Below are 24,501 nucleotides of genomic sequence, written 5' to 3' on the forward strand. Positions count from 1 at the left end.
CTCGTTCGGGGCCGGGCGCCCCGCCGAGTGTCGATCCCCGCGGGCAGCGATTAGGTTCGCAGCATGATCTCCACGCCGCCCCCGGGCCGGTTCGGGCTGGGCCTCGCCGCGCTCGGCCGCCCCGCCTACATCAACGTCGGCAGCACCGGCGCGCTGCCCGCGCACCGCACCGCCGAGGCGATGCGGGAGCACACCGCCCTGGTCCTCGACGCGGCCTTCGCCCGCGGCATCCGGTGGGTCGATGCCGCCCGGTCCTACGGCAGCGCGGAGGAGTTCCTGGCCGGCTGGCTCGCCGAGCGCGGCCACGGCGACGTCACCGTCTCCAGTAAGTGGGGTTACGCCTACGTCGCGGAGTGGCGCATCGAGACCGAGGTGCACGAGGTCAAGGAGCACTCGGTGGAGCGGTTGCGCGAGCAGTGGGCGCAGACCCGCGAGCTGCTCGGCGACCGGGTGGACCTCTACCAGGTGCACTCCCTGACCCCGGAGAGCCCGCTGTTCGACGACCTGGCGCTGCAGCACGAGCTGGCCCGGCTCCGCGACTCCGGAGTCCGGCTGGGCTTCTCCACCAGCGGCGCGGCGCAGGCCGTGGCGGTGGAGCGGGCCTGGGAGCTGGAGATCGGCGGCAGGCAGCTGTTCAGCGCCGTGCAGTCGACCTGGAACTCGCTGGAACCCTCGGCCGGCCGGGTGCTCGCCGAGGTCCACCACGGCGGCTGGCAGGTGCTGGTGAAGGAGTCGCTGGCCAACGGCAGGCTCGCCGTCGACCCGCCGGAGCTGCTGACCCGGGTCGCCCGGCGGCGCGGTGCCACGCCCGACGCGGTCGCGCTGGCGCACGTGCTGGCCCAGCCGTGGGCGGACGTGGTGCTGATCGGGCCCGCCGACGTCGCGCAGCTGGACTCGAACCTGGCGGCCGCCGAGGTCGAGCTCGACCTGGCCGACCTCGAGGCGCTGGCCGCCCTCGCCAGGGATCCCGCGACCTACTGGGGCGAGCGCGCCGCGCTGCCGTGGCGCTGAGCCCGCTCAGGCCTCCTGGCGGGTGAACCACTCCTGGATGAACTGCCGGCTGTCGGCAGCGAACGGCCACTCCGGGTCGGCGACCCGCTCGCGCAGCTCGGCCAGCGGCATCCACCAGCCGTCGGCGACCTCCTCCGGCTGGTGGACGAGCGGGCCGTCCCAGCGCACCTCGTAGACGAAGCCGTGGTGGCGGATCGAACCCCGCTCGAACACCGAGCGGAACCGGAACTCCAGCGGAACGCCCCGGACCCCCAGCTCCTCCGCGAGCTCCCGCTCCGCGCAGCTCCCGGGCAGCTCGCCCGCCGCCACCACCCCGCCCGCGAAGCAGTCGTGCGCCCCGGGGTTGACGTCCTTGTGCTCGGTGCGCCGGTGCACGTAGGCGGCGGTGCCGTCGCCGGAGCGCACCAGGATCGAGGTGGCCGCGTGCCACAGCCCCTCCTGCCGCATCCGCCAGCGCGGCGCGGAGCCCACCGGTTCGCCAGCCTCGTCGTACACCGCCACCAGTTCGTCCCGAGCGCTCACGCCGGCCATCCTCGCAGAGCTCCCGCCCGGAGTCCCGGGGAATCCGGTCCCCCCGTTCGCCGGAACGGGGGTGCCGCCGGGCGAGGGGTGGAACCCGCCAGTCGGGAAACTCCGCACCGCGCCGCAGAACCCGTAGGCTTCCAGGTATGCGGCGGATCATGGGAACCGAAGTGGAGTACGGCATCGTCGTGCCCGGCGACTCGACGGCGAACCCGGTGCTGACCTCCACCCACATCGTGCTGGCCTACGCGGCCGCGGCCGACATCCCGCGCGCCCGCCGCGCGCGCTGGGACTACGAGGTGGAGTCGCCGCTGCGCGACGCCCGCGGCTTCGACCTGGGCGCGGCCGCCCCGCAGAGCAACGGCAACGACAGCGACGATCTCGGCGCGGCCAACGTCATCCTCACCAACGGTGCCCGGCTCTACGTCGACCACGCCCACCCGGAGTACTCCGCGCCCGAGGTGACCAACCCGCGGGACGCCGTCATCTGGGACAAGGCGGGCGAGCGGGTCATGGAGGAGGCCGCCATCAAGGCCGCCAGCGTGCCCGGCACCACGCAGATGCAGCTCTACAAGAACAACGTCGACGGCAAGGGCGCCAGCTACGGCACCCACGAGAACTACCTGATGTCCCGGGACACCCCGTTCACCGCGGTCATCGCCGGTCTCACGCCGTTCTTCGCGTCCCGCCAGGTCATCTGCGGCTCCGGGAGGGTCGGCATCGGGCAGGCCGGGGAGAAGCCCGGCTTCCAGCTCTCGCAGCGATCCGACTACGTCGAGGTCGAGGTCGGGTTGGAGACCACGCTCAAGCGCGGCATCATCAACACCCGCGACGAGCCCCACGCCGACGCGGACAAGTATCGCAGGCTGCACGTCATCATCGGTGACGCCAACCTGGCCGAGACCTCCACCTACCTGAAGGTGGGCACCACCGCGCTGGTGCTGGACATGATCGAGGCCGGGACGCGCTTCGACGACCTCAAGCCGGTGGACCCGGTGCGGGCCGTGCACCTGATCAGCCACGACCCGACGCTGCGGCAGACCGTGGAGCTCGTCGACGGACGCCGCTTCACCGGCCTGGACCTGCAGCGGGAGTACCACGAGCGGGCCGCGCGGCACGTGGCCGAGCACGGCGGGGACCAGGCCGCCAGGGAGGTCCTGGACACCTGGGGCGAGGTGCTCGACCTGCTCGGCGGCGATCCGATGGACTGCGCGGACCGGCTCGACTGGCCCGCGAAGCTGCGGCTGCTGGAGAACTACCGGAGCCGGGGCAACCTCGGCTGGGCCGCCCCCAAGCTGCACATGATCGACCTGCAGTACTCGGACGTGCGGATGGACAAGGGCCTCTACAACAGGCTGGTCACGCGCGGCTCGATGCGGCGGCTCGTCACCGAGGACGAGGTGCGCGCCGCGGTGACCGACCCGCCCGAGGACACCAGGGCCTACTTCCGGGGCCGCTGCCTGGAGCGCTACCCGGCGGCCGTGGCGGCGGCCTCCTGGGACTCCGTCATCTTCGACCTGGGCCGGGAGTCGCTGGTGCGCATCCCGACGCTGGAGCCGTTGCGCGGCACCCGGGCGCACGTGGGCGAGCTGCTCGACGCCGCAGCCAGCGCGGAAGAGCTGGTCGACTCGCTGACCCGGGGCTGACCTGCACCGGAGTCGGTGCGCGCCCCGTCGCCGGGCCGGGCTGGGAGATCGCAACAATGCCCGCTCGGCTGTGGGCGAACAGGGGTTCTGCTAGGTACTGTTCCTGGCAGGGTGCCGTTGTTCGGCGACCGCTCGAACGCTCCGGCATCCGGTCGGACAACCACCGGGAGGTTGAGATGTCCCAGGAAAAGGTCCAGCGACCCGACGGCGGCGAGGGAGACGAGGAATCCGGACCCGAAGCCGCCGGTCAGGAACGTCGCGAGAAGCTCGGCGAGGACGTCGACGCCATCCTGGACGAGATCGACGACGTCCTGGAGGAGAACGCCGAGGACTTCGTCCGCGCCTACGTCCAGAAGGGCGGCCAGTAGGAGCCGGCGCGGCCGCCGGGCTCGCGCTCGGCCCGGCGGCCTCCGCCACGCGGACGCGGACGATCATCGCTCCGGCGGGCGATCTTGATTAGAGTTGCGGCACGGCCCCGTTCTCGGGGCCTGCCCCGATACCGGCCCCGCCGCCGAGGCGGCGAGGCAGTCCTTCGAAGCAGGAGACGATGTCGCCGATGGATTCCAGCGCGGCTCGGAACTTTCCGGGTCAGGCCCTGCCCGCCGCCTACCTCACCTCCGGGTCCTCGTCGTTCACCGACTTCCTCCAGGCCACCGCGCCCGAGCTGCTGCCGGGCAACCGGACCGTGCCCCAGGGCGTCGTCGAGGCGCCGCACGGCACCACGATCGTCGCGCTGACCTTCCGGGGCGGCGTCCTGCTGGCGGGCGACCGGCGCGCGACGATGGGCAACCTCATCGCCCAGCGCGACATGGACAAGCTCTACGTCACCGACTCCTACTCGGCCGTCGGCATCGCGGGCACCGCAGGCATCGCGCTGGAGATGGTTCGGCTCTACGCGATCGAGCTGGAGCACTACGAGAAGCTCGAAGGCGTTCCGCTCTCGCTGGACGGCAAGGCGAACAAGCTGGCCACCATGCTGCGCGGCAACCTGCAGGGCGCGATGGCGGGCCTGGCGGTGCTGCCGCTGTTCATCGGCTTCGACACCGCGGCCGCCGACCCGGAGCGGGCCGGCCGGATCATCTCCTACGACATCACCGGCGGGCGCTACGGCGAATCGGGCGGCTATCACGCGGTGGGTTCGGGTTCCACCTTCGCCAAGTCGGCGCTGAAGAAGCGGCACGACCCCGACGCCGACGCGGATTCCGCGGTGCGCAACGCGATCGAGTCGCTCTACGACGCCGCCGACGACGACACCGCCACCGGCGGGCCGGACATCTCCCGGCGGATCTTCCCGACCGTCGTGACCATCACGGCGGAGGAGGGCGCGGTCCGGCTCGACGAGCAGCGCGCCGCCGAGATCACCGAGCAGGTCGTGCAGGGCCGGATGGAGAACCCGGGCGGCTGACGCCGCGTTCCCCACCGCCGTTCCCCGCCGAGCACGGCCGCCCCCGCCGCGGCCGGACGATTCGACCCAGGAGTGCACAGCCGTGACGATGCCGTTCTACACCTCGCCCGAGCAGCTCATGCGGGAGCGCTCCGAGCTGGCCCGCAAGGGGATCGCCCGCGGGCGCAGCGTCGTGGTGCTCAAGTACGCGGGAGGCGTGCTGTTCGTGGCGGAGAACCCCTCCACCACGCTGCACAAGGTCTCCGAGATCTACGACCGGATCGGGTTCGCCGCCGTCGGTCGCTACAGCGAGTTCGAGAGCCTGCGGGTCGCGGGGGTCCGCATCGCGGACTTCCGCGGCTACTCCTACGACCGCCGCGACGTCACCGGCCGGTCCCTGGCCAACACCTACGCCCAGCACCTCGGCTCGATCTTCACCGAGCAGATCAAGCCGTTCGAGGTGGAGATCTGCGTGGCCGAGGTCGGGACGAGCGCCGAGAGCGACCAGCTGTACCGGCTCACCTACGACGGTTCGATCGTGGACGAACCGCAGTACGTGGTGATGGGCGGCCAGGCCGACGCGATCAGCTCGGCGCTGAAGGACTCCTTCGCCGAGGGCGTGGAGCTCGGTCCCGCCGTGGAGCTCTCGGTGCGCGCGCTGGCCGCGGGCGGCGAGAGCTCCAGGGAACTGGGCAACAAGCAGCTGGAGGTCGCGGTCCTGGACCGCGGGCGACCGCACCGCACCTTCCGCCGGATCTCCGGGGCGGCCCTGGAAGCGCTGCTGCCGAAGCCGGAGGCCGCCGAGTCCGAGGCGGAGTCCGACGGCGGGGACGACGGCGCGAAGGAGTAGCCGCTCAGGCGCGCTCGGGGCGGTACACGCTGAGCGCGTCCTCGTGCGCGGCGAACCGGAAGCGGTGGCCCAGCGGCCCGATCTCGCCGTCGGTGGCCACCGCCACGGCGGGCCCGCGCACCACCACGTCGAGGAACCGGTGGTCCCGCTGCACGTAGGTGCGGCTGCGGTGCAGGGTGCCGCTCAGCGCGGCGACCACGAAGCGCAGCCGGGACCAGGGCAGGTCCGCGCGCACGTAGCGGACGTCCAGCAGCCCGCCGTCCAGCCGGGGCCGCCAGGACGGCGCGAAGCCGCGCGGCGCGTAGGAACCGTTGCCGACGAACAGCACCCACACCTGCCGCCGCACGCCGTTGAGGTCCACCTCCAGCGGCCGCGACTCGTGCAGCACCCGCACCAGCGCCGCCGCTCCGGCGGGCCACTTGCCCCAGCGCCCGGTCCACTCCTCCCGGAACCGCACCATGTCCGGGTAACCGCCGATGCTGGCGGTGTTGAGGAACCAGCGGGGCGGGTGGTCATCCGCGTTCACCCCGCCCAGGTCCACGCGCACCGCGCTGCCGCGGTCCACGGCCTCGGCCACCGCGTCGGAATCGTCCAGGCCCGCGTCCCTGGCGAAGTGGTTGAGGGTGCCCGCCGAGAGCACCGCGAGCGGGAGTCCCCGCCGGGTGGCCAGCGCGGCGACCGAGGCCACGGTGCCGTCGCCACCCGCGACGCCCAGCGCGCGCACCGCATCGCCCTCGCCGTCCAGCACCTCCTCCAGCTCGTCCACCGCGTCCCCGTCCGGCCGCGTGCGCACGACCTTCGCGGCGGGCCAGCGGGTGCTCACCCAGTGCTCGGGATCGAAGGTGCCGTCGCCGGACTTCGGGTTGACCAGCACCAGGACGCCGTCGCCCTCGCTCAGCGCGGGAGCGGCGGTGGGGCTGCGCACCGACGCGGGCTGGTACGGGCGCAGCGGCCACCAGCGGCGGGTCGCCCACGCCAGGCCCGCGCCGAGCGCTCCACCGCAGAGCACGTCGGTGGGCCAGTGCACCCCGGTGTGCACCCGGGAGTAGCCGACGGCCGCGGCGATCGGCGCGACCGCCAGGCCCAGCGCCGGTGATTCCATCGCCACGGCCGTCGCGAAGGCGGCGGCCGAGGCGGCGTGGCCGGACGGGAAGGACGACGAGCGCGGCGGATCGCTGAACCTGCGGTGCCGGGGGAGCAGGTGCGCGGCGGGACGCCTGCGCGGGAACAACGGCTTGCCCAGCAGGTTCGTCGTGGCGCTGGCGGCACCGATGGCCGCGAGCCCGCGCAGCGCCGCGCGGCGCGGTGCGCCCTTGCGGGTGCTCAGCGCCGCCGCGAGCGCCAGCCACAGCGCGCTGTGGTTCGCGGCCGTGCTCAGCGCCTTCAACCCGGGATCCGCGAGCGACCGCGGTAGATCCGCGCTGCGTCGCGCCAGTTCGCGGTCCACGACATCGGCCTTGCGGGTGATCTCGACTCGCCGTCGGTGCACGCCCCGCACGTTACCGATGCCCGAACGGCGGACCGCCGACGGCCGCCGCAGCGCCTACTGTGGAGACATGCAGCGGCGGATCTTCGGCATCGAAACCGAGTTCGGGGTCACCTGCACCTTCCACGGGCAGCGTCGGCTCTCCCCGGACGAGGTGGCCAGGTACCTGTTCCGGCGGGTCGTGTCCTGGGGGCGTTCCTCGAACGTGTTCCTGCGCAACGGGGCTCGTCTCTACCTCGACGTCGGGTCGCACCCGGAGTACGCCACGGCGGAGTGCGACGACCTGACCCAGCTGGTCACCCACGACAAGGCGGGGGAGCGGATCCTGGAGGACCTGCTCGTCGACGCCGAGCGCCGCCTGGCGGACGAGGGCATCGGCGGCGACATCTTCCTGTTCAAGAACAACACCGACTCGGCGGGCAACTCCTACGGCTGCCACGAGAACTACCTGGTCGGACGTTCCGGGGAGTTCTCCCGGATCGCGGACGTGCTGCTGCCGTTCCTGGTGACCCGCCAGCTGATCTGCGGGGCGGGCAAGGTGCTGCAGACCCCGCGCGGGGCGGTGTACTGCCTGTCCCAGCGCGCCGAGCACATCTGGGAGGGCGTCTCCAGCGCCACCACCCGCTCCCGGCCCATCATCAACACCCGGGACGAGCCGCACGCGGACGCGGAGCGCTACCGCAGGCTGCACGTGATCGTGGGCGACTCGAACATGTCCGAGGTGACCACGCTGCTCAAGGTCGGCACCGCGCACCTGGTGCTGGAGATGATCGAGAGCGGGGTGCAGTTCCGCGACTTCAGCCTGGACAACCCGATCCGGGCGATCCGCGAGATCAGCCACGACCTCACCGGCAGGCGGACGGTGCGCCTGGCGGGCGGCCGGGAGGCCTCGGCCCTGGACATCCAGCGCGAGTACCACAGCCGGGCGGTGGACCACGTGGCCCGCCGCGGTTCCGATCCGATGTCGGAGCGGATCCTGGACCTGTGGGGCCGCGCGCTCGACGCGGTGGAGGCGCAGGACTACTCCTCGATCGACCGCGAGGTGGACTGGGCGATCAAGCTGCGGCTGCTGGAGCGGTACCGCACCAAGCACGGCCTGGAGCTGTCCAGCCCGCGGATCGCGCAGCTCGACCTCGCCTACCACGACATCCGGCGCGGCCGGGGCCTGTTCGACATGCTGCAGCGCAAGGACCTGGTCGACCGGGCCACCGAGGACGGCGAGATCGAGGCGGCCAAGGACACGCCCCCGCAGAGCACCCGGGCCAAGTTGCGCGGGGACTTCATCGCCGCGGCGCAGGCGGCCGGACGGGACTTCACGGTGGACTGGGTGCACCTCAAGCTCAACGACCAGGCCCAGCGCACCGTCCTGTGCAAGGACCCGTTCCGGGCGGTGGACGAGCGCGTGGAGCGGCTCATCGGTTCGTTGTAGCTGGCGCGGCCGGGTGGCCACACGTTCCGGTGAAGCACGCCCCGAGAACCCCGAATCGAACGAACGTTCGGATAGGGTGGGTGGTGGTGTCGAGCCGAGAGGACCACGTCATGATCACCCAGCCGAAGTTCGCCGTGCTCTACGTCGCCGACCAGGAGCGCGCGCTGGAGTTCTTCTCCGGCACGCTCGGGTTCGAGGTGCTCACCGACGTCCGGTACGGGGACGACGCCCGCTGGCTGGAGGTGCGTCCACCGGGCGCGAGCACCTACCTGGTTCTCGCGTCCGGCGAGCCTGGGCTCGCGGAGCGGATCCGGGCGCAACGCGGGCCGATGAGCACCGTCTGGTTCGACTGCGAGGACCTGGACGCGACCTTCGTCGAGCTGAGCGCCAAGGGCGTGTCGTTCTCGGTGGAGCCCCGGGCCGCGCCCTGGGATCCCGGCGGGACGACCCGGTGGGCGCAGTTCACCGACCCGGAGGGCACCGTCTACGGCCTCAGCTCGGGAGGCGGCTGAACGACTGTCCGCGCACCGGCGACGTCGCCGTCCTCGCGCCCGGCAGGCCGAGAATTCGAGGCGGTACCGGTCGGCGAAAGCGCCGCTGGTGCGACGTGGAGTCGGGTCGGCGGGCCGGTCGGCGGGCGGCGCGGTCAGCGCAGCGGGTGCTGGCCGGTGGGGCGGATGATCAGCTCGTTGACGTCGACCGACTCGGGTTGGGTCAGCGCGTAGAGCGCGGCCTCCGCGACGTCCTCGGCGCGCAGCTTGGGGCGCTCGGCCTGCTCCGGGGTGTTCATCCCGGTCTCCACCAGGCCGGGTTGCAGCAGCGTGACGCGGACTCCGGTGCCGACGCACTCGGCGCGGATGTTCTGCGCCATGCCGGTCACTGCCCACTTGGTCGCGGAGTAGAGGTTGCCCGGCCGGATGCCGCGGCCCGCCGCTGATCCGGTCAACAGCAGGTGTCCCCGGTGCCGCACGAGCGCGGGCAGCGCCGCCCGGGCGGTGAGCGCCGTCCCGTGCACGTTGGTCAGCACCATGTCGCGCCACTCCTCGGGGGCGGCGCCACCGGAGCCGAGGAACGAGGTGGCGGTGCTCAGCCCGGCGTTGGCGAGGACGGCGTCGAGCCGGCCGAAGTGGGCTTCGACGCTGTCCACGGCCGAGCTGATCTGCGACCACTCGGTGATGTCGCAGGGAAGGGCGAGCGCGGTGCCGATGCCGAGCTCCTGTTCGAGCGGGAGCAACGACTCGGCGGACCGGGCGACCAGGGCGAGCCGGTAGCCGGCGCGGGCGGCAGCCCGCGCGGTCGCCGCGCCGATCCCGCGGGACGCGCCGGTGATGAGCAGTACCGGAGCTGCCATGCCCGCAGTCTACGAGCGAGCGGGGAGCGTGGAACTACTTCGTGATGGCGAGGGTGTCAGTGACGAGTGAAATCAACGTCACCGCGGCGGAGCGGGGCCGGGCGGTGCGGCCACGCGGCCGCACCGCGCGCGGGCGCGGACCACCGAGACGTCCCGTGCCCGAAAGACCTGATCAACTGTGATGGAGCTAGAGTTCAAAAGTGGCCACTGCGCGTGCTGAACGCTTGGTGAACCTGGTGCTGTGCCTGCTCTCGACGCGCCAGTACCTGACGGCGGAGCGAATCAGGGGAATCGTCCCGGGGTACACCGACGCGCCCAATGACGAGGCGTTCTTCCGGACCTTCGAGCGGGACAAGTCCGAGCTGCGGGACCTGGGGGTGCCCCTGGAGACCGGGCGGAACTCCGCCTTCGACTCCGTCGACGGGTACCGGATCGCCCGGCGGGACTACGAGCTCGGTGACATCGGGCTCGAACCGGACGAGGCGGCGGCCGTGGCGCTGGCCCTGCGGCTGTGGGACTCCCCGGAGCTCACCGGTGCGGCCCGGGGCGCGCTGCTGAAGCTGCGAGCGGCCGGGGTGGACGTGGACGACCGGGCGGCCGGGGCGATCGAACCGAAGGTGCGCACCAGCGAGCCCGCGTTCCCGGCGCTGCTCGGGGCGGTGCAGGCCGGCCGGGTCGTGACGTTCGACTACCGGCGGCCGAGCGCGGCGCAGTCGCAGCGGCGCACCGTGGAGCCGTGGGGCGTGGTCGCGTGGCGCGGCCGCTGGTACCTGGTGGGGCACGACCGGGACCGCGGGGCTCCGCGCTGCTTCCGGCTCTCCCGGGTGGTCGGGGAGCCGAAGGCCCAGGGCAGTGCCGGGGTGGTGCGCAGGCCGCCGGAGGTGGACCTGCTGACGCTGGTGGCCGGTGAGCAGCGGGACTCCCCGCCGCGCACGCCGGCGCGGCTGTGGGTCGCGCGCGGGCGGGCGCAGGGACTGCGGCGGCGCGCGGAGGTGGTCGACCGGATGCGGCTGGACGGCGTGGACGGCGAGGTGCTGGAACTCGACCTGATGTACCCGGACTCGGCGGCGTCCTGGATCGCGGGTTACGGCCCGGACGTGGTGGTGCTGGAACCTGACGTGCTGCGCAAGTCGGTGTACGAGGCGCACCTGGGGGCAGCGGCCGCCGCGCTGGGGCCGAGGGCGGAGCCCGGGGAGGTGCTCGGATGACGGTGGGAGCGACCCAGCGGTTGCCGCGGCTGCTGGCCTTGGTGCCGTACCTGCTGAGCAGGCCGGGGATCCCGGTCGCGGACGCGGCGGCCGACTTCGGCGTCGGCGAGCAGCAGCTGCGGCGGGACCTGGAGCTGCTGTGGATGTGCGGGCTCCCGGGCTACGGGCCGGGAGACCTGATCGACCTGTCCTTCGAGGGCGAGGCGATCACGGTGACCTACGACGCGGGGATGCGCCGCCCGCTGCGGATGACCGCGTCGGAGGCGACGTCGCTGCTGGTGGCGCTGCGGGCGCTCGCCGACGCACCGGGCATCGCCGACACCGAGGCGGTGCAGCGGGCGTTGTCGAAGGTCGAGGAGGCCGTGGGGCAGGCGGAGCCGACCGGTGTCGTGGTCGGCCTGGCCGGGCGGGAGGGGCCCATCGCGCCCGGTGTGCGAGCGGCGGTGCAGCGGGCGGCCACCGAGCACCGGGCGTTGTGGATGCGCTACTACACGGCCTCGCGCGACGAGGTCAGCGAGCGGACCGTGGACCCGATGCGGCTGGTGATGGTGGACGGCCGCAGCTACCTGGAGGCCTGGTGCCGTTCGGCGGGCGCGGTGCGCCGGTTCCGGCTGGACCGCATCGACCTGGCCGAGGTGCTCGACGAGCCGGCGGCGCCACCGAGGGAGGCGGAGCCGACGGACTTCTCGGCGGGCCTGTTCCGTCCGATGCCGGACCAGCCGAGCGCGGTGCTGGAGCTCGATCCGGATGCTCGCTGGGTCAGCGAGTACTACCCGGTCGACGAGCTCACCGAGCTCGGGCAGGGGCGGGTCCGGGTGCGGATCCGGTACTCGGACCGCTCGTGGATCGTGCGCCTGGTGCTGGGCCTGGGCGGGCAGGGGTGGATCGTGCGGCCGCGGGAGCTCGCCGAGGACGTGCGGCGGCGTGCCGAGGAGGCCGTGGCGCGGGCGGGTCGCCTGCCCGCGGGCTGAGCGCGCTACGGTGCTGGGCGTGCCGTACGTGTGGAGCCTTGTGCTGTTCGGGGCGGGAGTCCTGCTCCTGCTCGTCCTCGTGATCCGGTTCTTCCTGGCGTTGCGCAGGACGCGCGCGCTCCAGCGCGAGGTCACCTCGCAGGTGGCGAACCGGTCCGGTTTGCTGAGAGCACGAGTCGCGGGACTTCGGGTGGCGCTCGCGGAGCGTCGTAATGACGCCACGTGACGGCCTATGAGACCACGACCTGCCCGCGTACGATTGCGGTCGCAGGAATCCCCGAGAAAGGTGTGCACTGATGGGTCTGCCAGGTGGGTGGGAGCTCGTTCTCATCGTCGGCGTGCTGGTGTTGCTGTTCGGTGCCAGCAAGCTCCCGCAGATGGCGCGTTCTCTCGGTCAGTCCGCGCGGGTCTTCAAGGCCGAGGCTCGTGGGATGAAGGAGGACGACGCGGCTGCCAAGCGGGAGAAGGAGAGCGCGGAGCAGCAGCAGCTGACCACTGGTGAGCCCAGCGCCCCGGTGACCTCGACCTCCGCGGACGAGGTTCAGCGCAAAGAATCCAAGAACTGATCGGGGACGGAACGCACGGTGAGTTCCAACCCGTTGCACCGTCTGAACCCGTGGCGCTCTGATCGTCGCCGCTGGGGTCGTCGGCACAACCCCGATGGCACCATGACCTTGGTCGATCATCTCTACGAATTGAGATATCGGCTGGGCTGGGCGTCGTTCGGCATCCTGATCGGTGCGATCTTCGGTTTCGTCTGGTTCTCGAACCACGTTTTCGGGTTGCCGAAGCTGAGCGACATCCTGATCCACCCGTACTGCCAGCTCCCCGCGAACGTGCGGTTCAGCCCGAACGGCGAGTGCCAGCTGTTGCAGACGAAGGCGTTCGAGGTCTTCATGCTGCAGCTGAAGGTCGGCATCGCCGTGGGCTCGGTGTTGTTCAGCCCGCTGTGGCTGTACCAGTTGTGGGCGTTCATCACGCCCGGCCTGCACGCCAACGAGCGCAAGTTCGCCCGCACCTTCGTCAGCGTGGCGAGCCTGCTGTTCGTCGCCGGTGCGGTCCTCGCCTACTTCGTGGTCCCCGAGGGCCTGGCCTTCATGACCAGCTTCGGCGGTGGCGCGTTCTTCACCGCGCTGACCGGTGGCGAGTACATCAACTTCGTGCTGCTGATGCTGCTGATGTTCGGCATCAGCTTCGAGATGCCGCTGATCCTGGTGATGTTGAACCGCGCCGGGGTGGTCAGCTACGCGAAGCTGAAGAGCTGGTGGCGCGGCATCGTGTTCGGCCTGTTCGTGCTGGCGGCGGTCGCCACTCCCGGGCAGGACCCGTTCTCGATGCTGGCGCTGGCGGCGTGCCTGGTGGTGCTGTTCGTGATCGCGATGGTGATCTGCCGGGCGCAGGACCGCTCGAAGGCCCGCAAGCGGGCCGCGCAGGGACTCGACGACGTCGGTCTCGACGAGGCCTCGAAGATCGACCACCAGCCTTCCGATCTGGACACGACGCCGTCGCGGGCGCCGGTCGGCGGCCACGACGACGCGACCTAGTCCCGGCACCGGACCTCCTCCTCCCAGTCGGCACGCCGTCCCCGGACGGCGTGCCGATGTCGTCGCCGGGTCAGGCGCGCCGGAAGAACTCGACGTCGCCGAGCGCGACGTGCTTTCCGGCGGTGAGCCCGCCGGCCTCGAGCACCAGGACGCGGACCTTGGTCACCGCGCTGCGGGCGATCACGACGTGCTGCGGTTCGGGGGTGCCGCCGAGCTGGTGCCGCTGCTGGTGGGTGCGGCCCTCGGCGTCGGTCGTGGTGATCTCGACGAGCGAGGGGTGCGCCTCGTCGCGGAACTTCACGGGGTCTTCGGAGGGGCCGACGCGGAAGATCGCCTCCACCAGCCGGATCGGCTCCTCGAACTCGAACTCGATCCACTCGCCGGGGCCGGGCGTCCCCCAGTAGGAGTTCGTGATGAGGTCGGTCGCGGCGTCGTCGGGATGACCGGGCAGCTCCGTGCTGGAGCTGGTCTTCACCGGCGTGACCTGGTCCGCGTTGGAGATCTTGTCCAGGACGTCCTGCACGGCCCACTGCCCGAACGGGTAGAGCAGGAAGGCCCCGGCGACGAGGGCGAGCAGCAGGCAGAGGATCGCCAACCGCCGCCAGAGCCAGCGGAGCCGGTGGTCGTCGCGGGGCTTGCGGGCTCGCCGCCACCACGGGAGTTCCGCCCGCTCCGGGGAGGTGCGGAGCGGGGTCGCGCAGCGCACGCAGAAGTTCCGCTCCGGCGGGTTCGGGGTTCCGCACGACGGGCAGGGCGGTCCCTCGCTGGTGGGCGTTGGCTGCACGGTGTGCGTCTCGGGCCGGGGCGCCACGGGTTTCGCCGGTTGCACGGCGGCGGGTTGTTCGGCCCGCTCGATCCGCGCGGTGGCTTCGGAGGGCGCGGACGGCTCCGCGGCGGGACCGGGCGGGTGCTCCTCGGCGGCGGGGCGTTCCCAGCCGAGGTAGCTGCCGCAGTTGCCGCAGAAGTCGTCCGTCTCGGCGGTGTTCGCGCCGCAGATCGGACACGGTCGCATCAGCGTGGCCCCCGTTCGCGCGGTGGTGGTCCGGGCAGTGCTTCGACGGTGCAGTCCAGGTGCACCGGCCGGACCGAGTCGACGAGCGCGGTGACCCGGGCGCGATCGACGGGAGAGCGGCCGGGCCAGACCTGCACGACGGCGGTGGTGACCGGTGATCCGGGCAGCGGGTTGCCGGGCCGGGTGGACCAGGTGGTGCCGGGCCCGTCGAGGACGCGGGCGTGCACGCCCAGGCAGAGCCAGAGCCGGTCGACGAGGCCGCGGGAGGTGCCCTTCCAGCGGTGCAGCTCCACCGCGCGGGAGACCACGGCCCGGCGCAGCTCCGGTGGCCAGTCCGGATCCAGTTCCACGGCGACCCAGGTGGCCAGCCAGGTCAGGAAGTCCTCGGGCGCGAGCCGCGCGTCGAAGTAGCAGGCGATGTTGTCCAATGTGGACACGATCGGCGCGAGCACCGAGTCGAGCCCGGCGGTGAACCGCTGCGCGAGGTCGTCGCCCGCGTACATCGCCGGAAGCTGCTCCCCGAGGGGGTACCTGCTGGGCAGTCCGGGCACGCCGCGCCTGGTCATCGCTGCTCCGCAGCGTCGGGCGGCACGACGACGACCTGGTGCTGGTGGGAGAAGACGAGCGCGTGGCGCGCCAGGTCGACGCGGTCGGCCGGCCCGCCGCGGCGGCCGGTGATCGGATCGGCCGGGAACAGCCGCACCTGCTCGACGAGCCCGATGCCCGCGACGCGTTGCAGCACCGCGAAGATCTCCCCGGACTGCACGGGATGCCCGAAGGGCCAGCCGGTCCCGTCGGCTCCGCCGCGCAGCGGGTTGAGGTAGCGGTAGAGCGCGTCGAGCGCGTCCTGGTCGAGGCGCCCGACCTCGGGCCCGGTGGAGCGCAGCCGCGCCACCACCGTGATCCCCTGGTAGAAGGGCGGCTCCACGACCAGCCGGGTGCCCAGCAGGCGGCGTTCGTCGAGGCGGGCGGCGATGGTGGCGAGCAGCTGCTCGGAGGGGATGAGCTGCTCGAAGCGGATGCGGTCACCGGAGTCGGCGACGGCGTCGGGCACCACGAGCACCCGGGCGCCGCCGGGTTCCTGCTCGCCGAGCGGCAGGCAGCGGATGCGGACGGCGGCGGGTGCGGCCAGCCGGGCGATCCGCTCGTGGTCGGCGGCGGTCACGGCGCGTTCCTGGAGCTGGAGCTGGTGGGGGGCGCGCACCTTGGCCTCGGCGACGGTCTCGCCGTCGACGCCGCCGATGGCGGCCTCCCGGTTCTCGACCTCGGAGACGTAGGGCACGGAGCTGCGGAGCACGGAGATCGCGCCGCGCGCCACGTTGCCGGCCCGTCCGCCGCCGGTGCGGTAGCGGGGGATCCGCAGCCGCGCGCCCTTGGGCGGGACGGCGCCGTAGGAGCGCAGCGAGCCGTCGGGCAGGCGCACCGCGGGCGGGAAGGAGAACTCCCCGGTGGTGGCGTCGAGGGTGACGTGCCGGTCGGCGGGCCCGGAGCGGCCGAAGTGCTCCACGACTGTCCAGTCCTGCCAGCCATCCGGGGCGGCGACCTGCACGACGACCGGTTCGCCGTCGAGCAGCACCGGGGCCGGCTCGGCGGTGAAGCGCTGTCCCGGGATTCCGGCGGATTCGCCGAGCGGCACCTCGGTGTGGGTCTCGGCGTGCTCCACCGCGGTGGTGCCGCCGACGGTGGCGACCTCGGCGACGCGCACGGTGGGCGATTCGGAGTAGAACGGCTGTCCTTCGGCCGGGGCGACGACGCGGCAGCGCAGCCACCCGGCGCGCACCCCGGCGACGGCGGAGAGCTGGTGGCCGGGGCCGATCTGCAGCAGCACCTCGCCGGGGCGGTTGAGCCCGCCGGTGGTGTCCTCGAACGCGGGGCACTCGGCCCAGCCGGTTCCGTCCCAGGCCTCCCAGACCAGCGGCGGCTGACGGGGGTCGACGCCGATGCCCTCGACCTGGCTGTCCAGCCGCACGGAGACGACGCAGCGCGGCACGGGGCGGTCGAGCCCGAACAGCATGGCGTCCCCGACGGCGGGTTCCGCCTGGAAGCAGGGCACGTCCTTGCCGGTGTCGAGGTCGCCGGTGCGGTCCTCGATGCCGCCCGCGGCGGAGATCGTGACGAGGGTGCGCAGCGCGCACGGCACGATGGGCAGCGCGTCCTCGGTGGCGAACACGACCTCCTGGTCGTCCTCGGTGTGCGCGGTGGCCACCTCGGTGCCGCGCGGCAGCGGGACGGTGTCGGGCTGGGGCGCGGAGAGCCAGAAGGTGACGTCGGCGCGGGCCGCGGTGGGCGGGAACAGCCGCACGCCCATCAGGTCGAGGAAGGCCAGGTGGTTCTTCTCCGGAACGCGGTTGAGCCGGTAGATCAGCTGGTCGACCATGTGCGCGAAGGTCTCGATCAGGGTGACGCCCGGGTCGGAGACGTTGTGGTCGGTCCATTCCGGGGCGCGCTGCTGGACGTGGCGCTTGGCCTCGTCGACGAGCTGCTGGAAGCGCCGGTCGTCGAGGTTGGGGCTGGGGATCGCCATCAGGCCGCCCCTCCCGCCTCGGGCTCGCCGCCGCCGGGGATGGTGTAGAAGGGGAACACGAGGTTGCGCCGGTCGTTGGTGGAGCGCAGCGCGTACCGCACGTCGATGTAGAGCACGCCCTCCTCCTCGGGGTCGAGCGCGATCACGACGTCGGTGACCTCGATGCGCGGTTCCCAGCGCTGCAGGGCGCTGCGCACCTCGAAGGCGATCCGCCCGGCGGTGGCGCCGTCGGTGGGGGCGAAGACGTGGTCGTGCACGCCGCAGCCGAATTCGGGTCGCATCGGCCGTTCCCCGGGCGCGGTGCCGAGCACGAGCCGGATGGCTTCCTCGACCTCCTGCTCGCGTTCGACTAGCCCGATGCCGCCGGTGGCGGTGACCCGCAGCGGGAAACCCCAGCCGCGGCCGATGAAGCGCTCGCTCACACCGGTCCTCCGATCAGGACGTTGAAGGCGCCGATCTGGACCTGCGAGCCGCAGCTGCTCTTGTCGTTCATCTTCGCGGCGGGCAGTCCGCCGATCAGCACGACGCCGCCTCGCGGCGGGCTGGGCACGAGGACGTTCCCGGGGCCCAGCAGCGTGTCGGGGAATTTGGGGCAGACGACCACGCCGCCGGTGACGGCGGCGGGTTTGCCGCCGATGAGGACGGTGGCGACCTTGGCCGCCGCGGGCCCCGGCGGGGGGCCGACCGTGCCGCCGTGGTTGGTCGGATCGCCGACCCTGGCTGCTGGGGGCATCGCGGAACTCCTCGTGCTGGGTGGGTGCCCGGTCAGTTGATCAACACTGTCGGCGCGTGCAGGGCGGCGGTGGTGCCGCCGCTGATGTCGGCGGACAGCCCGCCCTTCACCACGACGCTGTTCGTGGCGCTGATCCGGACGTCGGCGGTGGCGTCGACGTCGACGTGGCGGCCCTTGAGCGTGATCCCGCCCGTGCCCGCGTCGAGGGTGATGCCCTTCTCGTCCAAGGTGAGGGAGCTGAGCGAGCCGCTGCCGCCGGGGCGCCGGACCGCGATCTCGATCGTGCTGCCCTTCTCGTCGAGCCGGATCTCCAGGCGGTCGTCACCGCTGGCGATGCGCACTCCCGGCGGCCCCGCCCGCCCGTCGAGCAGTTCGAGCCGGTGCCCCTGGCGCGAGACCAGGGACCGGCGGGCGACCTTGCCGCCCTCCAGCAGGGGCGTCCCGTGCTCGGAGGGCTTGTCCTTGCCGTTGTAGAGCCCGCCGAGCACGTAGGGCCGGTCCAGGCAGCCCTGCTCGAACCCGACGAGCACCTCGTCACCCACGTCCGGGCTGATCACGCCCCCGCCCTGCCCGCCGAGCTGCACGCTGCGCGCCCAGTCGGAGACGTACTTGGCGTCCAGCCACGGGAAGGTCAGCTTCACCCAGCCGCGCTCGCCCTGGGCGGGTTCCTTGACGTCGGAGACGATCGCGTTGGCCACGCCGGGGATGCGCGGTCCCCGGTCGGGAGCGTTGGCGCCGGTGGCCAGCCCGGCGAGCGACCGGTCCGGGCTGGTGCTGACCAGCACCGTCGTGCGGTAGCCCTGGCCGGGTTCGATCACGTGGTGCACGGCGGTGGCGGTGTAGCGGCCGGAGAACTTCTCGCCCGCGTTGCCGAGCGCGACCGGCACTCCCGCCCGCAGCTTCGGGTCGCCCTCGGCGACGGCCTCGATCTCGCCGAGCCCGGCGCTGGTGGCGTCGGCCAGCGAGTCCGCGACCGCCTTGGCCTCCGCCTGGGTGCGGTAAGGCGTGTCGGTGACGACGGTGCTGCTCTTCGCGCCGAACCGGGCGGTCGCCTCCGCGGGCGTGATCCCGGGGACGGTGGTCGTGCTGGTGGTGACCGATCTCGTGGCGACCAGCGCCTTCTTGGCGTCCACGTTCCAGCCGCGCACCTCGATCTCGCTGACCTGGTCGGTGGAGGTGAGCACCGCGCGCAGCGCCATCAGGTTGCGGCCGTACTCCAGGACGAACGGGCTCTTGGCCGCCGAGGTGCTGGGCGCGGGGGCCGAGGAGGCGGGGGCGAGCGGCAGGAAGTCGAGCCTGCCGCGCTCGTCGACGCGCACGGTCGCGCCGTGCTCCTGGGCGAGGTTCTGCAGGAAGTCCCAGTCGGAGATGTTGGCCTGGGACAGCTGGGTGTAGGTGATCGGCTTGGCCCGCACCGTCCCGGGCCGGAGCCCGGCACCGGTGGCGACCTTGTGCACGATGGCCTTGGCGGTCATGTTCTTGAACGCCACGACCTTCCGCCCGCGCAGCAGCCGGTGCGCCTTGCTCATGGCGCGCACCACGGTGAACGAGCCGGTGCTGTCGGAGTCGAGCTCCAGGGCGGTGACCTCCCCGGCGAACAGCTTCACCGGGGCCCCGCCGCCCGCCGTGGCGATCGAGACCGTCAGCGACACCCCGATGTTGATGCTGGTGGCGGTGAGCAGTTCGTGGTTCGGGTCGCGGAAGGTCACCGTGGCCGCGTCGGGCAGCCCGACGTTCTCGTCGACGACGCAGGACACGAGCTGCTCCTGCCACGCCGGCGGCAGCGCGCCGGGGCACCTGACGATCGGATCGGCCGCGAAGGACCTCCCGTCCTGCTCCGCTGCCGACCCCATCACGCATCGTCCCCTTCGGACTCGTCGAGGGACGGGACGAGCAGCTCCCGCCCCGGAACCAGGACCATCGGATCGTCGATCCCGTTGGCCGCGGCCACGATCCGCCACGCGGTCGCGTCCCCGTACTCCCGCCAGGCGATCTGGGCGAGGCTGTCCCCGGCCACGACGCGGTGGGTGCGGCGCGCGGTGTCGGAGCCGGAGCTGGGGTTCTGACCGGGCGTGTCGATGCTGGCTTCCTCGATGCCCAGCGAACAGGTGGCGCGCAGCGGTTTGCCGTCGACGTCGAACAGCGAGTAGTCCACCGAGAAGCTGTTGAGCACCCCGTCGAAGGAGGTGGTGCGGGCGGTCCCCCACTCGAACCGGACCCACGGGCTCGCCGGGGTCTTCGCGGCGAGGCTCTTGGGGGTGGGCACGCAGGCCACCATGAGGTCTTCGACCTTCTTCTCCACCGAGTCGTCGTGCTCGGCGGTGGCGTCGAGGAACACCTCCAGCCGCAGCGAGCGCGGCCCGCTGCCGACGAACTCGGGCAGCGCGGACTCGCTGGCCATCCGGGCGGGTTTGCGGCGCCACTCGGTGCTCTTGGTCAGCGCGAGCTTGTTGGGGTTGAACTGGAGCTTGACGCGCTTGATCGTCTCGCCGGGTTTCGCGCCGACCTTGGCGGGCGGCTCCATGATGAGGATCTCGGCGCGAGCGAGGTTCTTGGCGCTGGCGGCCATCCGGTGCCTCCTCTCAGGACGGTTGCAGGCCTTCGTGGGCGATTTCCAGGGTTTCGACGGCGGCCTGAGAGCTGGACGGGTCGAAGGAGGGGCCCTGCCAGCTGACCGGCACGATGCCGATGACCTGCCAGCGGGCGATGGGCGTCAGGTTCGGTCTGAGCGCGACGATCTCGCCGTTCTTGCGCTCGGCGCGGCGCATCGTCTCCGACAACCACTTGGAGATCTTGGTGGTGTCCGAGGTGACGGGCCGGGTGAGCGTGATGTTGGTCCAGGTGATGCGGGTGGGCAGCTGCCAGGAGAAGGAGTTGTTGCCGCCCTCGGCGAACTGCTCGACCTCGACCTGCGCGCCGAGCCCGGAGCAGGTGTGGAAGCGGCCGAGGTCGTTGCCGCCGATGGCCAGCCGGAAGAACACGCTGCTGGCGAAGATCTCACTGCTCACCGTTCCGTCCTCCTCGTCAGCGCCTGCGGTCGTAGGTGCGGCCGAAGCGCTCGCGGCCGTGGCGCAGCTCGGTGCGCAGCAGGCGCCCGACGGGTTCGACGAGCCGCCGGGCGAGCTCGTCGACGTCGGTGTCTCCGCCGCCGGAGGCGCCGGGTTCCTGCCCGGGTTCGGGTTCCCGGTGCTGCTTCGGGACGACGGTGACCGGGATTCCGGCGGGGACGCCGGGGACCTGCGCCTCGGGTTGCTCGTCCTGGGGCGGGGTGGGAGGTGCGGGTGGCGCGGTGCTGCTGCGCTGGATCCGGGACGCGGGCGCGCGCGAGGCGAGCGGCGGGCGGTCCGCCGGAGCCGCTGGAGTCGCCGGGGCCGGAGTCGCTGAAGTCGCCGGAGCCGCTGTAGCCGGAGTCGCTGGAGCTGCCGGGGCCGCCGGAGTCGGCGCGGCCGCGGCGGCACCGGGTCCGGTCGCGGGCGGGAGTTCCGCTCGTGCGGGCGAGATCGCGCGCCGCACCGGGTGCGGACCCGGGGGGTCGGCCGTGGCGGGTTCGCGGCGCGACCAGCGCAGCGGCGCCACCCGCGCGGGTGGTGGGGAGGCATGGTGCGGGGACTGCCCGGCGAGGCGGGTCCGGGTGGTCAGCGGTCGCGCCCCGAGCAGCGGCAGGGCGCGCTGCACCGGCGGTGGCGCGGGCCGCCGCCCGGCGGGTGCGGTGCTCGGTCCCAGGTCTTCGGCGGCGGGAGGAGTCGTCGCGGAGCGCTGGAGCACCTGCTCCGGTGCCGGGTTCGCCGCGCCCGGTCCGGCGGTGGGCAGCGGTGGCCCGGCCGTCGGTGATGCCGTCAGCCGAGGGGTGGCAGCGGGCTCGGGGGCCGGCGGGTTCGGGCGGACGGGATCGGCCGCCGCGGCGGTCGCGGGCGGGTTCCCGGCGGGCGGCCGCTGCGCGGCGTCCCGCCGAACCGGGGCGGGTTCGCGCGGTGCGGCGGCCGGGTGCCCGGGGCCCGCGGCGGGGGTGGCCTCGCCGGGAAACCGGCGCACGACGGGGGAGTCCTCGGTGTCGCGCGCGGCCGGTGGCGGGGCTGAACGGGGCTCGGCCCGGCCGGTCGTGCGCTGGATCGGCGCGGCGCCGAGCACCGGTGCCTCGGCGGTCCCGGCTGCGGCTTCACCGCCGCGCGCGCGTTCGGGTGCCGGGGCCGGAGCGCTCGGTGCCGGGTTCGGGGAGTCCGGTGCCGGTGTGTTCGGCGCCGGAACGTCCGGGTGCCGGGTGCCCTGGGGCGCGTGGCCCTGCCCCGGGCGGGGGGCGGGCGCGCCCGGCGGCGGGAGGCGGTGCACCGTCGGCACCTCCGACGACGCGGCGGGCCGGACGATCGGCACGGCCCCTGGCCGCGCGGACCGCCGTTCCGGCTCGTCGGCCGAGGTCCTCCCGGGCCCGCCCGGCAGCCGCTGCACCCGCGGCGCTCCGCCGAGCAGCGGGGCCGGATCGGACCGCGCCGGGTGCTCCGGGGTGTCGGGGAGCGCCAGGGGCGCGGGATCCTCGGACCGGGGGGCCGGGCTCAGCGGGGTCGCCGATTCCGGCAACCGGGCGATCGGCTCGCCGAGCCCGCCGCGCGCGGCGCTCGGCGCGCTGCGCTGGACCTCGGCGTCCTCGGCGGGGGACCCGTCTCGCCGAGGACGCCGTGCGGTGGTGTTCTGCTGGGGCGGGCCGGGCACCGGCCTCGGGCCCGGATCCGCCGCCCGCGCCGGTTCGGTCGGCTGCGGCGGGGGTTGCGGAGCGGACGAGCGCGCGAGCGGGCGCTGGGATCCCGCAGGAGCCGGGGTGGCGTCCTGGTGCAGGGGCACCGCGCCCGTGGGCATCCGCTGCACCGGCTCGCCCAGGCCCGGGCCGAGCTGCGGCGATCCCGCTCGGTCCGCGTCGCCGAGCGCGGGACGGGTGGTGCCCGAGGTCCGCGCACCCGGTGCGGGCGGCACCGCGTCCGCTTCCCGGGACGTCCGGGTGCGGTCGTCACCGGTGCCCATCCGCCGCACCACCAGCTCCGCGTCGTCCCCCGCTCCGGGTGGTGCCGCACCCGCGACCGGAAGCCGTTGCACGGCGACCTGATCTGGCGCGGCGGGAGCTGATCCCGGAGCAGCGGAGGCCGAGGCCGGTTCAGCGCCCGTCGCGGCGGGTGCGGCGGAACCCGGAGCCGGGGCGACCGGGCTCGCCGCCCCGGAGCCGGGAACCGGTGACCTGGCAGCGGAAACCGGGCCGTCGGCCGCCCGCACCGAGGGCAGCCGGCGCGGGGTGAACCGCGTGACCGGCCGGGCGCGCGTCAGCGGCGGCGCCACCCGGCGCACCGCGACCCGCTGCACCGGCGCCCCGGCGCCGTCCGGGACCGCAGGAGGGGAATCGGACGCGGCCGGGGGAGCGAGGAAGACCGGGTCGAACTCGGCGGCGGGGGAGGAATCCGGGCGCACCACGGGAGAACTCGCGCGGGACGCACGCCGCACCGGGTCTCCCGGACCGCGCACGAGCCCGTGCATCACCCCGCCGGGCGCCTCCGCCGCGAGCCGGTGCCCGAGTCCTCCGGCCAGCACCCCGTGCTGCCGGAACGAGGCCACCGACGACCGGAACCGCGCGGGCCGGATCACTCCGGCGGGCTCGCCCCGAAGCACGCGCTCCAGCGGAGCGCCGCGCCGCCACTGCCCAGCGGCCTCCGGGGCGGCCGGGGTCCGATCGTCCCGCGTCCGCGCTTCTCGCCCGAACAGGCGGCGCAACGGGTTCCAGCGGCTCACCTGCTCACCTGCTCTCGTTCAGCCGCGTGTTGATGCGCGCGATCTCCCGCACCCAGCGCCGCCGCTCCAGGTGGTCCAGGTCCAGGATCTCCGCGCGCGTCCAGTGGAAGTGGTAGGCGATGTACGCGACCTCCTCGTGCAGCCGGTCGACCGCGTACGTCACGATTCCCCCAGGCCATCACCGGCCAGGTCGATCTCGAACGACGTCCGGCAGGACGGGCAGGTCACCCCGGCGCGGGTGTGGCCCTCGCTGTTGATGCGGCGGTAGAAGTCCTGCAGGAACGCGATGTCGGTGGCGTACATGTTCTCGACGAGGCCCGAGTGCACGTCGGTGAGATCGCCGAGCTGGGTGATCACCTGGCTCAGCAGCACCACGCTCAGGTAGGCCGGGTTCTCCTTGACGCGCAGGTCGATCTGCGGGCGCAGCTCGTCGCGGGCCGTCGCCAGCCGCATCCGCCCGTGCCGGTGCAGCGTGCCGTCGGTGTGCCGGTAGCCGCGCGGCAGCTCGAACTCGAACTCGTCGTGCTGCGCCTGCGGCGGCGGGCGCTCGGCGGTGTCCGCGGCCGCGCCCGGGCCCCTGCCGAGCTGGTCGAGGTCGCCGAGCGAGTTGATCCGCCGCCTCATTCGACCTCGATCCGCTCGAAGGTGACGGTGGCCTTCTCGGTGGCGGCGTTGGACTCGCCCGCGTTGAGGTCCGGGCCCTCCCACTTGCTGATCCAGGCGTCGTAGAGCTGGATGCGCCGCACCGTGGAGCCGTTGGGCTCCATCACCTCGATGGTGAGGTTCTCCCGGGCGTCCTCGACCTCGCCATCGTTGATCGTCTTCTTGATCCACTCGGTGAACTCGGAGCTCTTGTCCATGCCGCGGGTGATGGTGACCTCGCCGCCCTTGTGCCCGCCGGGCTGCTTCTTGTTCATCATCTTGCCGGTCTCGGTGACCTGCTGGGTCTCGACCACGTCCTGCTCCACCACGAGACCGCTGATCTCCTTGATGGACTCGACCGTCACACCGCCCAGCTGCACGCCGAACCGGTGGACGGAGAGGCTGTCGCCTTCTGCCATGAC

At 73.1% G+C, this 24,501-nt stretch carries 27 protein-coding genes; 12 read left to right on the forward strand and 15 right to left on the reverse strand.

From position 1 onward, the window contains the following. The first annotated feature begins 63 nt into the window (after window positions 1–63). Window positions 64–1,011, forward strand: coding sequence for an aldo/keto reductase (locus ACL03H_RS06025; protein ID WP_412810085.1), 948 nt, complete (start codon window positions 64–66; stop codon window positions 1,009–1,011). A gap of 6 nt (window positions 1,012–1,017) precedes the next feature. On the opposite strand, the gene ACL03H_RS06030 is transcribed toward ACL03H_RS06025, so the two are convergent. Then, window positions 1,018–1,542, reverse strand: coding sequence for an NUDIX hydrolase (locus ACL03H_RS06030; protein ID WP_412810086.1), 525 nt, complete (start codon window positions 1,540–1,542; stop codon window positions 1,018–1,020). Between the two features lie 137 nt (window positions 1,543–1,679). Between ACL03H_RS06030 and dop the strand changes: the two genes are divergently transcribed. The 4 genes from dop to prcA all read left to right on the forward strand — a co-directional run bounded on the left by dop (window position 1,680) and on the right by prcA (window position 5,413). Then, complete coding sequence (gene dop / locus ACL03H_RS06035) at window positions 1,680–3,179, forward strand: depupylase/deamidase Dop (RefSeq protein ID WP_412810087.1); 1,500 nt, start codon at window positions 1,680–1,682, stop codon at window positions 3,177–3,179. Between the two features lie 176 nt (window positions 3,180–3,355). Further along, on the forward strand, window positions 3,356–3,547 hold the full coding sequence (locus ACL03H_RS06040; RefSeq protein ID WP_412810088.1) for a ubiquitin-like protein Pup: 192 nt from the start codon (window positions 3,356–3,358) through the stop codon (window positions 3,545–3,547). 188 nt (window positions 3,548–3,735) lie between these two features. Then, the gene (prcB, locus tag ACL03H_RS06045; protein ID WP_412810237.1) at window positions 3,736–4,584 is read left to right on the forward strand and encodes a proteasome subunit beta; all 849 of its coding nucleotides are present in this window, start codon (window positions 3,736–3,738) and stop codon (window positions 4,582–4,584) included. A gap of 82 nt (window positions 4,585–4,666) precedes the next feature. Continuing rightward, the gene (gene prcA / locus ACL03H_RS06050; RefSeq protein WP_412810089.1) at window positions 4,667–5,413 is read left to right on the forward strand and encodes a proteasome subunit alpha; all 747 of its coding nucleotides are present in this window, start codon (window positions 4,667–4,669) and stop codon (window positions 5,411–5,413) included. Window positions 5,414–5,417: 4 nt separating this feature from the next. Here prcA and ACL03H_RS06055 read toward each other — a convergent pair whose 3' ends face one another. Continuing rightward, window positions 5,418–6,902, reverse strand: a complete 1,485-nt coding sequence (locus ACL03H_RS06055; protein ID WP_412810090.1) for a bifunctional phosphatase PAP2/diacylglycerol kinase family protein — start codon at window positions 6,900–6,902, stop codon at window positions 5,418–5,420. 67 nt (window positions 6,903–6,969) lie between these two features. On the opposite strand from ACL03H_RS06055, the gene pafA reads away from it, so the two are divergent. After that, window positions 6,970–8,328, forward strand: coding sequence for a Pup--protein ligase (gene pafA, locus ACL03H_RS06060; RefSeq protein ID WP_412810091.1), 1,359 nt, complete (start codon window positions 6,970–6,972; stop codon window positions 8,326–8,328). An 86-nt stretch (window positions 8,329–8,414) separates the two neighbouring features. Then, complete coding sequence (locus tag ACL03H_RS06065; protein ID WP_412810092.1) at window positions 8,415–8,840, forward strand: VOC family protein; 426 nt, start codon at window positions 8,415–8,417, stop codon at window positions 8,838–8,840. Window positions 8,841–8,974: 134 nt separating this feature from the next. On the opposite strand, the gene ACL03H_RS06070 is transcribed toward ACL03H_RS06065, so the two are convergent. Further along, window positions 8,975–9,679 carry an SDR family oxidoreductase gene (locus tag ACL03H_RS06070; protein WP_412810093.1) on the reverse strand — a complete coding sequence of 235 codons (705 nt, stop codon included), beginning with the start codon at window positions 9,677–9,679 and terminating at the stop codon, window positions 8,975–8,977. A 200-nt stretch (window positions 9,680–9,879) separates the two neighbouring features. On the opposite strand from ACL03H_RS06070, the gene ACL03H_RS06075 reads away from it, so the two are divergent. The 5 genes from ACL03H_RS06075 (at window position 9,880) to tatC (ending at window position 13,402) form a co-directional block, all read left to right on the forward strand. Further along, window positions 9,880–10,887, forward strand: coding sequence for a helix-turn-helix transcriptional regulator (locus ACL03H_RS06075; protein ID WP_412810094.1), 1,008 nt, complete (start codon window positions 9,880–9,882; stop codon window positions 10,885–10,887). Continuing rightward, on the forward strand, window positions 10,884–11,858 hold the full coding sequence (locus tag ACL03H_RS06080; RefSeq protein WP_412810095.1) for a helix-turn-helix transcriptional regulator: 975 nt from the start codon (window positions 10,884–10,886) through the stop codon (window positions 11,856–11,858). Before ACL03H_RS06075 ends, ACL03H_RS06080 begins: the two co-directional genes overlap by 4 nt. A 19-nt stretch (window positions 11,859–11,877) precedes the next feature. Continuing rightward, complete coding sequence (locus tag ACL03H_RS06085; protein ID WP_412810096.1) at window positions 11,878–12,084, forward strand: bacteriophage holin; 207 nt, start codon at window positions 11,878–11,880, stop codon at window positions 12,082–12,084. A 70-nt stretch (window positions 12,085–12,154) separates the two neighbouring features. Continuing rightward, entirely contained in the window at window positions 12,155–12,424 is a 270-nt protein-coding gene (gene tatA / locus ACL03H_RS06090; protein WP_412810097.1) for a Sec-independent protein translocase subunit TatA, read from the forward strand. 102 nt (window positions 12,425–12,526) lie between these two features. Continuing rightward, window positions 12,527–13,402, forward strand: coding sequence for a twin-arginine translocase subunit TatC (gene tatC / locus ACL03H_RS06095; protein ID WP_412810098.1), 876 nt, complete (start codon window positions 12,527–12,529; stop codon window positions 13,400–13,402). A 70-nt stretch (window positions 13,403–13,472) separates the two neighbouring features. Here tatC and ACL03H_RS06100 read toward each other — a convergent pair whose 3' ends face one another. The 12 genes from ACL03H_RS06100 to ACL03H_RS06155 are packed head-to-tail and all read right to left on the reverse strand — an operon-like array spanning window position 13,473 to window position 24,498. Continuing rightward, complete coding sequence (locus tag ACL03H_RS06100) at window positions 13,473–14,414, reverse strand: hypothetical protein (RefSeq protein ID WP_412810099.1); 942 nt, start codon at window positions 14,412–14,414, stop codon at window positions 13,473–13,475. Then, window positions 14,414–14,980 (reverse strand): phage tail protein, encoded by a 567-nt coding sequence (locus tag ACL03H_RS06105; protein ID WP_412810100.1) that lies wholly within the window; start codon window positions 14,978–14,980, stop codon window positions 14,414–14,416. The genes ACL03H_RS06100 and ACL03H_RS06105 overlap by 1 nt, the downstream gene beginning before the upstream one ends. Beyond that, window positions 14,977–16,938: a putative baseplate assembly protein gene (locus tag ACL03H_RS06110; RefSeq protein WP_412810101.1), complete on the reverse strand. Its 1,962-nt coding sequence runs from the start codon at window positions 16,936–16,938 to the stop codon at window positions 14,977–14,979. The genes ACL03H_RS06105 and ACL03H_RS06110 overlap by 4 nt, the downstream gene beginning before the upstream one ends. Then, on the reverse strand, window positions 16,938–17,360 hold the full coding sequence (locus ACL03H_RS06115) for a GPW/gp25 family protein (protein ID WP_412810102.1): 423 nt from the start codon (window positions 17,358–17,360) through the stop codon (window positions 16,938–16,940). Before ACL03H_RS06115 ends, ACL03H_RS06110 begins: the two co-directional genes overlap by 1 nt. Further along, the gene (locus ACL03H_RS06120) at window positions 17,357–17,671 is read right to left on the reverse strand and encodes a PAAR domain-containing protein (protein ID WP_412810103.1); all 315 of its coding nucleotides are present in this window, start codon (window positions 17,669–17,671) and stop codon (window positions 17,357–17,359) included. The genes ACL03H_RS06115 and ACL03H_RS06120 overlap by 4 nt, the downstream gene beginning before the upstream one ends. A gap of 32 nt (window positions 17,672–17,703) precedes the next feature. Next, on the reverse strand, window positions 17,704–19,524 hold the full coding sequence (locus ACL03H_RS06125; protein WP_412810104.1) for a VgrG-related protein: 1,821 nt from the start codon (window positions 19,522–19,524) through the stop codon (window positions 17,704–17,706). Further along, the gene (locus tag ACL03H_RS06130; protein WP_412810105.1) at window positions 19,524–20,240 is read right to left on the reverse strand and encodes a CIS tube protein; all 717 of its coding nucleotides are present in this window, start codon (window positions 20,238–20,240) and stop codon (window positions 19,524–19,526) included. Before ACL03H_RS06130 ends, ACL03H_RS06125 begins: the two co-directional genes overlap by 1 nt. 13 nt (window positions 20,241–20,253) lie before the next feature. After that, the gene (locus tag ACL03H_RS06135) at window positions 20,254–20,679 is read right to left on the reverse strand and encodes a phage tail protein (RefSeq protein WP_412810106.1); all 426 of its coding nucleotides are present in this window, start codon (window positions 20,677–20,679) and stop codon (window positions 20,254–20,256) included. Between the two features lie 16 nt (window positions 20,680–20,695). Then, on the reverse strand, window positions 20,696–23,437 hold the full coding sequence (locus ACL03H_RS06140) for a hypothetical protein (RefSeq protein WP_412810107.1): 2,742 nt from the start codon (window positions 23,435–23,437) through the stop codon (window positions 20,696–20,698). 4 nt (window positions 23,438–23,441) lie between these two features. Further along, window positions 23,442–23,600 carry a DUF6760 family protein gene (locus ACL03H_RS06145; RefSeq protein WP_412810108.1) on the reverse strand — a complete coding sequence of 53 codons (159 nt, stop codon included), beginning with the start codon at window positions 23,598–23,600 and terminating at the stop codon, window positions 23,442–23,444. After that, the gene (locus ACL03H_RS06150) at window positions 23,597–24,061 is read right to left on the reverse strand and encodes a hypothetical protein (protein WP_412810109.1); all 465 of its coding nucleotides are present in this window, start codon (window positions 24,059–24,061) and stop codon (window positions 23,597–23,599) included. The genes ACL03H_RS06145 and ACL03H_RS06150 overlap by 4 nt, the downstream gene beginning before the upstream one ends. After that, window positions 24,058–24,498, reverse strand: a complete 441-nt coding sequence (locus tag ACL03H_RS06155; protein ID WP_412810110.1) for a phage tail protein — start codon at window positions 24,496–24,498, stop codon at window positions 24,058–24,060. The genes ACL03H_RS06150 and ACL03H_RS06155 overlap by 4 nt, the downstream gene beginning before the upstream one ends. Window positions 24,499–24,501: the final 3 nt, after the last annotated feature.

This window comes from Saccharopolyspora antibiotica, from assembly GCF_047200635.1.
GTDB lineage: Bacteria > Actinomycetota > Actinomycetes > Mycobacteriales > Pseudonocardiaceae > Saccharopolyspora_C.

Excerpts from the sequence above, each read along its gene's own strand:
- ACL03H_RS06110 (WP_412810101.1), bottom strand. The coding sequence starts at position 16,938 with ATGGCGATCCCCAGCCCCAACCTCGACGACCGGCGCTTCCAGCAGCTC.
- ACL03H_RS06105 (WP_412810100.1), bottom strand. The coding sequence starts at position 14,980 with ATGACCAGGCGCGGCGTGCCCGGACTGCCCAGCAGGTACCCCCTCGGG.
- tatC (WP_412810098.1), top strand. The coding sequence starts at position 12,527 with ATGACCTTGGTCGATCATCTCTACGAATTGAGATATCGGCTGGGCTGG.
- ACL03H_RS06030 (WP_412810086.1), bottom strand. The coding sequence starts at position 1,542 with ATGGCCGGCGTGAGCGCTCGGGACGAACTGGTGGCGGTGTACGACGAG.
- ACL03H_RS06025 (WP_412810085.1), top strand. The coding sequence starts at position 64 with ATGATCTCCACGCCGCCCCCGGGCCGGTTCGGGCTGGGCCTCGCCGCG.
- ACL03H_RS06125 (WP_412810104.1), bottom strand. The coding sequence starts at position 19,524 with ATGGGGTCGGCAGCGGAGCAGGACGGGAGGTCCTTCGCGGCCGATCCG.
- tatA (WP_412810097.1), top strand. The coding sequence starts at position 12,155 with ATGGGTCTGCCAGGTGGGTGGGAGCTCGTTCTCATCGTCGGCGTGCTG.
- ACL03H_RS06120 (WP_412810103.1), bottom strand. The coding sequence starts at position 17,671 with ATGCCCCCAGCAGCCAGGGTCGGCGATCCGACCAACCACGGCGGCACG.
- pafA (WP_412810091.1), top strand. The coding sequence starts at position 6,970 with ATGCAGCGGCGGATCTTCGGCATCGAAACCGAGTTCGGGGTCACCTGC.
- ACL03H_RS06150 (WP_412810109.1), bottom strand. The coding sequence starts at position 24,061 with ATGAGGCGGCGGATCAACTCGCTCGGCGACCTCGACCAGCTCGGCAGG.
- ACL03H_RS06040 (WP_412810088.1), top strand. The coding sequence starts at position 3,356 with ATGTCCCAGGAAAAGGTCCAGCGACCCGACGGCGGCGAGGGAGACGAG.
- ACL03H_RS06070 (WP_412810093.1), bottom strand. The coding sequence starts at position 9,679 with ATGGCAGCTCCGGTACTGCTCATCACCGGCGCGTCCCGCGGGATCGGC.
- ACL03H_RS06100 (WP_412810099.1), bottom strand. The coding sequence starts at position 14,414 with ATGCGACCGTGTCCGATCTGCGGCGCGAACACCGCCGAGACGGACGAC.
- ACL03H_RS06080 (WP_412810095.1), top strand. The coding sequence starts at position 10,884 with ATGACGGTGGGAGCGACCCAGCGGTTGCCGCGGCTGCTGGCCTTGGTG.
- ACL03H_RS06130 (WP_412810105.1), bottom strand. The coding sequence starts at position 20,240 with ATGGCCGCCAGCGCCAAGAACCTCGCTCGCGCCGAGATCCTCATCATG.
- ACL03H_RS06155 (WP_412810110.1), bottom strand. The coding sequence starts at position 24,498 with ATGGCAGAAGGCGACAGCCTCTCCGTCCACCGGTTCGGCGTGCAGCTG.
- dop (WP_412810087.1), top strand. The coding sequence starts at position 1,680 with ATGCGGCGGATCATGGGAACCGAAGTGGAGTACGGCATCGTCGTGCCC.
- prcB (WP_412810237.1), top strand. The coding sequence starts at position 3,736 with ATGGATTCCAGCGCGGCTCGGAACTTTCCGGGTCAGGCCCTGCCCGCC.